The 11,167-nt window shown below is 60.9% G+C and carries 10 protein-coding genes and 1 pseudogene; 10 read left to right on the forward strand and 1 reads right to left on the reverse strand.

Features of this window, described 5'->3' with window-relative positions; genetic code table 11:
• The first annotated feature begins 79 nt into the window (after positions 1 to 79).
• Positions 80 to 748: a MucR family transcriptional regulator gene (locus B7449_RS06915; protein ID WP_019086198.1), complete on the forward strand. Its 669-nt coding sequence runs from the start codon at positions 80 to 82 to the stop codon at positions 746 to 748.
• Between the two features lie 45 nt (positions 749 to 793).
• Here the strand turns inward: B7449_RS06915 and B7449_RS23500 are convergent, their stop codons facing one another.
• Complete coding sequence (locus B7449_RS23500; protein WP_007396711.1) at positions 794 to 925, reverse strand: hypothetical protein; 132 nt, start codon at positions 923 to 925, stop codon at positions 794 to 796.
• Positions 926 to 1,072: 147 nt separating this feature from the next.
• On the opposite strand from B7449_RS23500, the gene B7449_RS06920 reads away from it, so the two are divergent.
• The 9 genes and pseudogenes from B7449_RS06920 to B7449_RS06960 form a co-directional block, all read left to right on the forward strand.
• Entirely contained in the window at positions 1,073 to 1,372 is a 300-nt protein-coding gene (locus B7449_RS06920) for a type II toxin-antitoxin system PemK/MazF family toxin (RefSeq protein WP_078527732.1), read from the forward strand.
• Between the two features lie 519 nt (positions 1,373 to 1,891).
• Positions 1,892 to 2,404: pseudogene (locus tag B7449_RS06925) on the forward strand (transposase); the annotation flags it as partial.
• Between the two features lie 198 nt (positions 2,405 to 2,602).
• On the forward strand, positions 2,603 to 3,079 hold the full coding sequence (locus B7449_RS06930) for a hypothetical protein (protein ID WP_370664434.1): 477 nt from the start codon (positions 2,603 to 2,605) through the stop codon (positions 3,077 to 3,079).
• An 11-nt stretch (positions 3,080 to 3,090) separates the two neighbouring features.
• Positions 3,091 to 4,347 (forward strand): TolC family protein, encoded by a 1,257-nt coding sequence (locus B7449_RS06935; RefSeq protein WP_019086195.1) that lies wholly within the window; start codon positions 3,091 to 3,093, stop codon positions 4,345 to 4,347.
• Positions 4,344 to 5,495, forward strand: coding sequence for an efflux RND transporter periplasmic adaptor subunit (locus B7449_RS06940; protein ID WP_019086194.1), 1,152 nt, complete (start codon positions 4,344 to 4,346; stop codon positions 5,493 to 5,495). Before B7449_RS06935 ends, B7449_RS06940 begins: the two co-directional genes overlap by 4 nt.
• Positions 5,495 to 8,569 (forward strand): efflux RND transporter permease subunit, encoded by a 3,075-nt coding sequence (locus tag B7449_RS06945; protein WP_019086193.1) that lies wholly within the window; start codon positions 5,495 to 5,497, stop codon positions 8,567 to 8,569. The genes B7449_RS06940 and B7449_RS06945 overlap by 1 nt, the downstream gene beginning before the upstream one ends.
• Positions 8,569 to 9,240, forward strand: coding sequence for a response regulator transcription factor (locus B7449_RS06950; RefSeq protein ID WP_007396721.1), 672 nt, complete (start codon positions 8,569 to 8,571; stop codon positions 9,238 to 9,240). Before B7449_RS06945 ends, B7449_RS06950 begins: the two co-directional genes overlap by 1 nt.
• Positions 9,237 to 10,574: a histidine kinase dimerization/phospho-acceptor domain-containing protein gene (locus B7449_RS06955; protein WP_007396722.1), complete on the forward strand. Its 1,338-nt coding sequence runs from the start codon at positions 9,237 to 9,239 to the stop codon at positions 10,572 to 10,574. The genes B7449_RS06950 and B7449_RS06955 overlap by 4 nt, the downstream gene beginning before the upstream one ends.
• 169 nt (positions 10,575 to 10,743) lie before the next feature.
• A partial coding sequence (locus B7449_RS06960; RefSeq protein WP_082084792.1) for an RrF2 family transcriptional regulator occupies positions 10,744 to 11,167 on the forward strand: 424 nt, incomplete at its 3' end.

Consider the following 11,167-nt stretch of genomic DNA (forward strand, 5'->3'; position numbering starts at 1 on the left):
ACGCCATATTTTGCCGATTGCATAAAGACTTACACTCCGGCAATGTTATTCGGTAAAAATATAGCGGAGAGGCTTTATCATGGACCAATCAGACGACCTATCCCCGGCAATTGTAATTGCCATGAGCGACATCGTGGCAGCGCATCTCGGCAATACCAATACCTCTCTGCCGACAGAACATGTCCCGGCGTTTATCCGCGATGTCTACGCTGCTATCCGCGAAACAACACCGGCCACAGAGAAAAATAGCAGCATCCCTGCCCAGCAGCCTGCAGTTCCAGTCGGGCAGTCGGTATTTCCTGACTACATCGTCTGTCTGGAAGATGGCAAAAAACTCAAAATGCTCAAGCGTCACCTGCAGACAAGGTACGGAATGACGCCAACGCAATACCGAGAGAAGTGGCAACTTCCTATGGATTATCCCATGGTTGCTCCGGAGTATGCCAAAATGCGGGCGACTCTGGCGCGAGACGCGGGTCTCGGACGTAAGGTTTTGGTGCCCCAGACCGCTCCCGTGGACGAAGCAACCGCAGCACCTTCTGTCGATAGTGCGACGAAAGAAGTGTTGGTCGACACTGCTGAGGCTGTATTACCCCCCAAAAAAACGATTTCGAAGCGATCCAGGTCGTCGGCAACTGAAACCGGATCTTCCGCGGCATCGCCAAAGAAAACGCCGGGTTCCAAGACTTCAGCGAGACCGCGTGCGGTACGGAAGACCGGCACGAAAGCAAAAGGGGCCAAGGTCTGACTGATCAGCCCGGCCTATCCGGCTTTGTCATAAGGCAGCCAGGCATCACCCGAACGTCAGGATGATCAGATGGTGAATGTTCATGAGGAAGATGTTCGAGTTATCATTGCGCCAGTTCGCGCCACACTGCTCAAACTGGAAGATCTCGTCGCCGGGATTACCGATCTGAACGGGCATGATGAAATTGACTTTGGACAGTCTGTAGGTGACGAAAGCTGGTGAACACCAAATCGCAGGTCACGTGGGTTCCGGACTGCGGCGACATTGTCTGGTTGGAATTTGATCCCTCAGCCGGGGCGGAAACGGGCTGTGCATCGGCCTGCGGTGCTTCTCAGCCCTGCAAGTTATAATGCCAAAGCGGGGATGACGCTTTGCTGCCCCATGACCACTAAAATCAAAGGCTATCCGTTTGAAGTAGCCGTAGTAGTAAAACCCGCCAGTGTGGTCCTCTCTGATCAGGTGAGAAGTCTGGACTGGCGGATGCGGAACGCGAAGCTCAAAGGAAAGGTCTCGGCAAAGGAAATTGAGGCAGTTCGTCAGCATGCCAGATTACTGGCTGGCCGAGGAAAACAGGGAAGCCCGAACATTTCTATGTATTCAAACATGTCCTGCCGGACTTCTTAATATGTGTTGTAGGTTCGACGCTCCATGCGCTTGTCTGATGAGCGATCAACCACGTTCTACGCCGACATACAGGGCAACGTTGGCCTCTGCGCCAGAAAACGGAAACATGAGATGTGCAGCACAGCCGAACAGGGTCACGTTCGGTTGCGGCTGCCAGCACATTCCTGGCGGTAGGTTGCTATACGTTAGCAATGGCACCGGGCTGTGGTCGGGTTTTGTAATCTAATTGGGCAGGGGTGTGAAATCACCTGTTTCAGTCTGGGTGCGGGGTGAGTCTGGAGCCTTATCCTGACGCCGATGAGCGTTCAAAACGCCGGGTACCGGCTAGACGAGCCATCAGCCCGCATATGAGTGCGGCTGCACAACGCGGGCCTATGTATGATACCGGTGATCGGGTTGAAAAAGGCAGAGCTGGGTACCGAGGGCACGACAGCATCATGTCCGTCCGTAGCAAGGAACTTTAACAGATGCTCAAATCCGAGATACGAGCCTAGCCAGCTGTGGCAGAGCAGCACAAGTGGGCAAGACGCCACGCCTTCGGTGGGTGTTATTGACAGCCAGTCGGTTAAAACCGCTACAACAGCGGCCGCTGTGGTTATGACGCGAGCAAAAAAAATCAAGGGTCGCGAGCGGCATATCTCGACCGACACGCTGTGTCATGTCGTGGCAGCTGTCGTGCATCCCGCCGACATTCAGGATCATAACGGTGCGCCGCCGGCAGCAACCAAAATACGCTCATTGTTCGCTTGGCTGCGCCATCTGATTGGTGAGGGTGGATATGCTGGCGAGAAGTTGCGTGGTGTGCTGGTCGAACGTGGCCGACGGACGATCGAGATCGTCAAGCGCAGCGATCGGGCTGAAGGCTTCATCATCATGCCGAAACGCTGGATCGTGGAGCGTCGCTTCGTATGGCTCGGACGCTGCCGCCGTTTCACGAAACATGTCGAGGCACCAATCTCGTTATCCTGTGCACAGTTGATGATTGTCCATATCTGCAGGGTGCTGAGACAAATCAATCAAACCGCTTTCTAATTCAGGCTCTAACAGAGCCTTAAATTCACATATGAAATTATCGCTTACTCTAAATATAGAAATGATAATCATTTTCATAATATAAATTCTCTTTTGTAGACCGGATGTTCAGGTTCACGTCAGGTTTCTCTGTTACCGTCAGAAAGTCATCGTCGTGATGGCAGGAACTTTATGTACGCCGGGGAACAGACGCTTATTATGCAAAGGATAGTGCGGGATAGTCTGTATGCAGCCTGTATTTTCTTCCTAGGGGTGTCGGCCGCTTGGGCGGATGATGGGACAGAGGGCATATGTATGACGGTCCGGCATGGTATACGTTTGCATGTAGATGGCATGTATGGGGGTTATCCCCATTCCGTACTGCGTGACGCCGTGCTGCAGGGCGTGGCGTGCCCCTCTGATGAAGCTGAACGGCATGTCTTCGGTCTCATTGCCGACCCGCCGCCACACCTGCGTATTTCCGTTACGAGGCCCATGGGGCAGGGGCAGCAGGGGGCGATTTCGGCCCGGCTGTTCTCGCAGGGGCATTTTGTCATCGGGGAACGCATGTCCCTTTCGCCCCTGGCGCGTTCGCAGTCCCCGTTTTCGGTCACGTCCGAGATCAATCTGCTGATGGCGCGACTGTGGAGCGATTTGGCCGAACGGATCAGCCATGGTGGTCGCGCCATTCCATGATGGCCTGAAGCATGAACCGCGCCATCCCCCCCATCCCCCCCATCGTGTCGATCGCCATGGCCTGTGCCCTGCCATGGATGGCCCTGGCCCAGGACGCCCGCCCTGGCCCATCCTTCCATGAAGCCGTCGGCATGGCCTGGGCGATCGATCCCGTCCGCACCGAACTTCAGGTCGGCCATCATTCCGCCCGCGCCCGCGCCAGCGCTGCCGGGTCATGGTTTGCCGGCGGCCCGACCCTGTCGGGTGAATACATGGATGACCACATGCTGGGCAGTAACGAAGGCTATACAACCTATCAGGGCGGCGTATCGGTGCCGCTGTGGTTGCCGGGGCAGGGCAGTGCAACAAAACAGGTAGCCAGCGCGGAAGCCGCGTCGATTGATGAGCAGCTCAATGTCGAACACATGGCGCTATCCATCCGGGTGCTGGACGCAGCTGCCGCCGCCCTGATTGCCCGTACCCGGATGGATGTGGCCCATGCCCTGTACGATGCGACAGCGCGCATGGCCGGCAATGCGACGCATGCGGTGCATGGTGGGGAACTGGCCTCGGTCGATGGGCAGATGGCGCAGGCGGCGATGGAGAACGCGCGCAATGAACTGGCCCTGGCACAGGAGGAAGCGCAGAACGCGACTACGGCCCTGGAGGTGCTGCTGGGGCGCCCGGTTGTGCCTGACCTGAGCCGTTATGGTGGCGGCGACGTGACGCAGGCCCGTTTTGTCAGCCCGCGCGACATGGAAGACAACGATCCCCGCATAAAGGTCGCGCACCGCAATGTGGAAGCCGCCGAAGCGAACATGAAACTGGCGCGCCGTTCGTTCATGCCCAACCCGGAAATCGGCGTGGACGCCATTCATGAAAAGCAGTACGGCAGCCCGTGGGATGATCGTGTGGGCGTGAATTTCAGCATCCCCCTGCCCAGCGAGGTCCGTAACACCCCCATCATGTCCGAAGCCCGCAACCGCCTGGCCACGGCCACCAGCCAGGAAACGCAGGCGCGGCGCATGGTGCATCTGGAAATGATGCGCGTGCGTGAACGCCTGATCGCGGCCACCACGGCACGACAGGCTACCCGCAGTGCCGCAGAGAATATGGAAAAGCGGGCCCAGGCGCAGGAACGGGCCTGGCAAGTAGGCGAAGCCGGTGTGGATACGGCGCTTGCCGCCCGGCAGGCGGCCGCCAATACCCGACTGGCCAGTGTCCGGGCTGAAGTGGAATGGCATGTCGCCAGCATCCGCATGCTGATTGCAACAGGTGTCGTGCCATGAAGCGGATTGCCTCCATCCTGTTTCTTCTCGGCCTGTCCGCCCTGCCTGCCCATGCCGGGGAGGGGACGCTGCCCCCGATCGTGAAGCTGGACGGGGCGGCGGTTGCCAATGAAGGGGTAACCATCGTCACAGCCACGCCGGGTCGCGTGGCACCCATGCTGCCGGTCATGAGCCGGGTCATGCCCGATACGACGCGGGTCGTTCATATCCATCCCGCCGGCAGTGGCAAGGTGCTGGCAGTACTGGTACAGCCCGGAGCATCCGTGCAGCGGGGGCAGGCGCTGGTGCGCTATCAGGATCATTCCCTGCATGTTGCGCGCCTGCAGGCGGTTCAGATGCGTGCAGCGCTTGCTGCCGCCATTGCGGCCCGGACCGATGCGGCAGGCGCGGTGCAGCGGGCTAGGGCACTGGCTGGCGAGAGCATATCATTGGCCGAACTGCGCCGCAGGCAGGACGTGCTGGCACAGGCGGATGCCACCATGCGTGCACGCCAGGCGGATGTGGACACGTTGGGCCACCGTTTTGCCGAGGAGTTCAATTCATCATCGGAGCAGGACAGTCAGGGCGCGGAAGACGAAACCTCGACCCTGATCTCCCCTGTCAACGGCATGGTGCAGGTGATCGGTACGTCAGTGGCGGGTGATGTGGACCCGAGCATGGATGTGGCCACCGTCGCGGATCTGTCCAGCATATGGCTTGTCTCCGACATCCCGCCGGACCAGGCGGCGCGGATCGCACCAGGCGGCCAGCAGGTAACGCGGACGGCAGACGGCCCGTTTACATCCCGTATCGATACGGTGGACGGGATGGCCAGTTCCCTGACCGGGCTGGTCCGGGTCATAAGCCGTGTGTCAAACCCCACTGGCGCGCTGGTGCCCGGTATGGTGCTGGATTCCGCACTGGCTCAGCGTGACAGCGTGGCGGGTCTTGTCGTGCCGTCCGAAGCCATCCAGCAGATTGACGGGCGCAGCGTCGTGTTCGTGCGGGTGAACGCGACGGACTACCGGCCGGTCGTGGTCGATGTGGCACTGGATGACGGGCGGCAGGCAGTGCTGCGTTCCGGCCTGACAGAGGGCGAGCCGGTGGTGGGTCATGGTAGTTTTGCCCTGCGTTCCGTCATCGGTCTGGCCGGAATGGATGCAGACTGATGGCACATGCCTACCTTGCCACCCTGATCCGCGCGCGCATGCTGGTGCTGGGCGGTCTTGGCCTGCTGCTGGCCGCGGGCATCATGACTGTCCTGGGCCTGCCGGTGGAAGCGGTGCCGGATATTTCGCCCCGGCAGGTTCTCGTCTCGGTCGTGGCGCCGGGCCTTGCGACGGAGGAAGTGGAAAAACTCATCACCTTTCCCGTCGAGACCAGCATGACCGGAATCCCCGGCATGACTGACCTGCGTTCCGTATCGCGCGGCGGCGTCTCGGTGGTGTATGTGCAGTTTGCCGATGATACCGACATCAACCTGGACCGCACCCGCGTGAACGAGCGCATACAGCAGGCGCGCGCCAGCATATCCGTGCCCGGCATTACCGTCAGCATGGGGCCGCTGGCTACCGGCATGGGCGAGATCATGCAGTTCCAGATCCGTGGCGCGGGGGGTTCGCTCATGGAACTCAACCGCATCATGAACTGGACCGTGGTGCCGCAGATGCGTCTTGTACCCGGTGTGGTGGATGTCAACGTCAATGGCGGGGCGGAAGAAACCTATGAGGTGACGCTGGACCCCGCGCGGCTGATCGGCAGCAACCTTTCGGTAGGCGAGGTCTATCGTGCGGTGGATGCCGGCAACGCGGCATCCGGCGGCGGATGGATCACGCACCATGCCGAACAGCAGAGCGTGGTCGGACGCGGGCTGGTCGGCAGCCTGGCCGACTTTGGCAACATTGCCGTGCGCACCAACCCCGATGGGTCCGCCGTGCGGCTGCGCGATCTTGGCCGCGTGCGCGCAGGCGCGCGCACCCGTCTGGGGGCGGTAACGCGTGACGGGCAGGGCGAGATCGTGATCGGCGTGGTGATGATGGAAAGCGGGGCGAGTTCCAACGCAACGCTTGCCGCCATCAACCGTGCGCTGCCGGGCATACGGCAGGCTTTGCCCGCAGGCGTCACGATCGAACCCTATTACACCCGCGCCACCCTGACCGGGCAGACCATCGCCACCGTGCGTGACAACCTGGTCATGGGCGCCGTGCTGGTGGTGGGGGTGCTGGTGGTGGTGATCGGGAGCTGGCAGGCCGCCCTTGTCATTGCCTCGGTCATTCCGGTTGCCCTTGTCTGCGCGATGGCGGGCATGCGGCAGTTCGGTATCTCGGCCAACCTGCTCAGCCTTGGCGCAATCGATTTCGGCATGATTGTCGATGGTTCGCTGGTGGTGATCGAACATGTGCTGTCGCGCAGGGAGGAGGAGCCGGACGCCGAATTCATTCCGCTGGTCATCTCCTCCGTGCAGCAGGTCATGCGCCCGGTGGGGTTTGCCATACTGGTCATCATCATGGTCTATCTGCCGATCCTGACCCTGCAGGGGATCGAGGGGCACATGTTCCGCCCCATGGCGCAGACGGTCATCATGGCGCTGCTGGCGTCGCTGGCGTACTGCTTCATCTGCGTGCCCGTTCTGGCCGCCCTTGCGCTGGGGGGCGTGCGGCCTGCGGGTGATACGCGGCTGATTGCCTTCCTGCGCCGGCCCTATACCCATATGGTGACATGGGGGGAAACCCATCCACGCATCCTGTTTGGCGGTACGCTGGTGGTGCTGGCCCTTTCAGCGGGGCTTGCGATGAGGCTGGGCGGTGAGTTCATTCCCCAGCTTGATGAAGGGGCGCTGGCGGTCACCACCACGCGGCTGCCCTCGGCCTCGCTTGATACGGTTCTGGCGTCAGTCACGAAGCAGGAGCAGATCCTGCGCCGCTTCCCCGAAGTGCGCGCGGTGGTCAGCAATACCGGCACATCGGCCATTCCCACCGACCCGATGGGCGTGAACGAGACCGACAGCTTCATCTTCCTCAACCCACCCGCCACATGGAAAACCGCCCGCACGCAGGCGGGGCTGGTCGCCGCGATGGATGATACCCTGCGGCGCGAACTGCCCGATGCGCTGTATTCATGGAGCCAGCCGGTGCAGATGCGCATGGATGACCTGCTCTCTGGCGTGCGCACGCAGATTGCCGTCTCGATCTTTGGCGATGACCTGGCCATGCTGGCCGAGCTGGGTGACCGGGTGGTGGCGGCTATGTCCGGCGTGAAGGGGGCAGCGGACGTGGCGGCTGCGGGGGACGGCACCGTGCCGCTGATCGTGGTCGACATTGACCGCACGCAGGCTGCCAGCCGCAATGTGGCGGTGCAGGACATTCTCGATACGGTGGAGGCCATAGGCGGGCATATCGGCGCCCGGCCGGTGATCGTGGATAACGCCATCATCGGCACGCAGGTCCGCCTTGACCCCCGCGTGGCGACATCCGCCGCCGCCATTGGCGCGCTGCAGGTCCGGCGGATGGACGGGCAGGGGAATGCGATGCTGTCACAGGTGGCGCATGTGCATGAAGTCGATGGGCCGCCGCGCATAAGCCGCGACCGGGTACGCCGGCGCATGGTGGTGCAGGCCAATGTGCGCGGGCGTGATCTGTCTTCCTATGTAGCCGAAGCACAGGCCCGTGTGGCGCGGGACGTGAAGCTGCCCGCGGGCTATACCATGCAGTGGGACGGGCAGTTCCGTAACCTGCAATCAGCTACAAGGCGGCTGGAGATCGTGCTGCCCGTTGCCCTTGGCCTGATCTTTGCGCTGCTGGTGGTGGCGTTTGGCGCAGTGCGGCCCGCGCTGCTGGTGTTCGTCAACCTGCCGGTGGCGGCAACCGGCGGCATCGTGGCGCTGACGCTGCGCGGCATGCCGTTCAGCATTTCGGCGGGGATCGGCTTCATCGCGCTGTTTGGCGTGGCGATCCTGAATGGCGTGGTGCTGGTCAGTGAGATCGCAGCCCTGCGGGCACGGGGAATGGCCGTGGCACAGGCGGCCTTTGCGGCCGCGGAATCCCGCTTCCGTCCCGTCATGGCTACAGCCCTTGTCGCCAGCCTTGGCTTTTTTCCCATGGCGTTTTCCGAAAGTGCGGGCGCGGAAGTCGAGCGCCCGCTGGCCAGTGTGGTGATCGGCGGGCTGGTCACGTCCACGTTGCTGACCCTGCTTGTGCTGCCATCACTGTATGCCCGGGTCATGCGGGAAAAGGATCAGGACTGATGCGTATCCTTATTGTCGAGGATGAATACGATCTGGGTGTGGCGGTGCAGGAGCGCGTGGGTCTGGACGGGCATGCCGTGGACTGGTTCACGACGCTGGAGGACGCGCGCGCGGCCATGGCAACGGTGGATTATGATTTCATGCTGCTCGACCTTGGCCTGCCCGATGGAAGTGGGCGCGACCTGTTGCGTGAGGTCCGTCGGACATCATCAGACATCGCCATCCTCATCACCACGGCAGAGGACCAGATCAGTGACCGTATCGCGGGTCTGTCCGAAGGGGCAGATGATTATATCGTCAAGCCCTATGACCTGAATGAACTCGTGGCCCGTATTGCGGCAGTGGCCCGCCGGTATGCATCGCCGCGCAGGCACGCGCACTGCCGCGTGGGAGAGATTACGATAGACCGGGAGAACCGGTCTGTATCGCGTGATGGCGAGCGGCTGGACCTGACCGCGCGGGAATGGAGCATCATGGAACTGCTGTCGCGCAGTCCGGGCCGGATCTATTCGCGCCAGCAGATTGACACCGCGCTGTATGCGCTGGACCGGGACGTGGACAGCAATACCGTCGAGGTTTTCATCAGCCGCCTGCGGCGCAAGGTCGGCAACACGGTCATCCGGACCATACGCGGCCGTGGCTACTGCCTCGATGCAAGGGACGGCGCATGAAAAGCTGGAGCCTGTCTACCCGGATCATCAGCAGCGTACTCATGGTCGTGATACTGGGGCTGCTGATCCTCAGTGTCGCGGTAGGTGGATTTACCCGCTACGAGGTAACGGAACGGCTGGACAACTCGCTGCAGGAAGTTTCCGAGCGCCTGCAGACGGCTGTGGAGACACGACTGCATGATCCGGGTGCGGCGTCATCCATCGCCTGGCTGCCGGAAGTCGGGCCACGCACCCTGGCCTATCAGATCGTGGATGTGACCGGGCATGTCGTGTTGCGTTCCCAGAATGCCCCGCAGGACGCATTCGAGCGCGCGTGGCGGACCGGGTTTGCTAATGTTCCGCATTTTCGCGTTTATGTCGCGTCACCCGTGGCGGAGAAATACCGCGTTCTTGTGGGGGAACCGACCTTCCACCGGCGCGAGGCCGTCCGGCGCGCGATGCTGATCTCTGTCGTGCCCATGCTGCTTTTCATGCCGGTGATCTGGTGGCTGGTGCGCCTGATCGTGCGGCGCGCCCTGCGCCCGCTGGACCTGCTGCATGACGAGATGCGCGCACGTGGCAGCGGCAACCTTCAGCCCATTCCCCCCCTTGATCTCCCTGACGAACTAGTCTCCATCCAGCGCTCGATCAATACGCTGTTGGCGCGGTTGGAGGCAGCGCTCTCTACCGAGCGCGCCTTTGCCGCAAGCGCTGCGCATGAACTGCGTAACCCGCTTGGAGCCCTTCTGGCGCAGGTACAGATGCTGGGCCGACTGATGCCGGCGGGTTCGGATACGGGCCGGCGGGTGGAGCTCATTGCCGACCGGACCCGCAGGCTGGGCCGCACGGTGGAAAAACTGCTGCAGTTTTCCCGCGCCTCGTCCGGCGTCGCTTTCCGGCGCGACCGTTTCGACCTGATGACCGTAGTGCATGTCCTTGTCGATGATCTTGGGCATAATCCGTGTGACGGGCAGGGCATTGTCATCGCGCCAGACGGGATTCACCACATATTCGTACATGGTGACATGGATGCGACCGGCATCATGTTGCGCAACCTGCTTGAAAACGCCCTGCTGCATGGAGGGCACCATATGCCCGTGCGGGTGGCCGTGCTACCAGATGGTGGAATCGACATCACCAATGACTGCCCCGCGCTGCCACCCGGCATATTCCAGCGGCTGACTAGCCCATTCGTGCGCGGCGGGACCGGTAATCATGGCAGTGGCCTGGGTCTCGCCATTGCCAGTAATATCGCTACCCAAATGGACGTTACTCTGCGCTTACGTTCCCCACTTACAGGATCTGCCAGAGGATTTGGTGTGTGTGTCACCTTTCCAAACTCGAAGGTAACCTAATTCATGACAGTAGAGGAACAGACGCGCAGGCAACTCCATTTTGCGTACTCTACTCCCCTATGTCACGAATGCCCTGCGTCACGGTTGCCTGGTACAGCAGCCCGTTGGCAATATTCTTAGAGGCTGCTTGGGAAAATCAGTCAACACGTGCCTATGGGTGGTGGGGTTGATGCCTCTTTCGCTGCGTACCGACTACGCTTTCCGTGTGTTGATCCACTTGGCGTGTAATCCTGATTCGCGTGTTACCGTCAGGAACATCACTGAGTTGCAGGGCATTTCGCACAATCATCTTGTGAAAGTTGTACAACACCTGTGTCATGCCGGGATCGTACAAGGTACCCGGGGAGGTACTGGTGGCATCCGTCTGGCTGTGTCTGCCAGAAACATCAACGTCGGTCATATTATGCGGCTCATGGAAACTGAAAAAGAATCCCCTGGCGCCTGTCACCCATCTGGCAATAACCAGTGTATACTGGGCAATGCTTGTCAGTTTCGCCATCTCATAGTACAGGCCGTTGATGCATTTATGGCATTTTCCGATGGAATGAGCTTATACTACGGGCTATCACCTTTGACCTATATGAGCCCATTTT

Source organism: Komagataeibacter intermedius TF2 (genome assembly GCF_000964425.1).
Classification (GTDB): Bacteria; Pseudomonadota; Alphaproteobacteria; order Acetobacterales; family Acetobacteraceae; genus Komagataeibacter; species Komagataeibacter intermedius.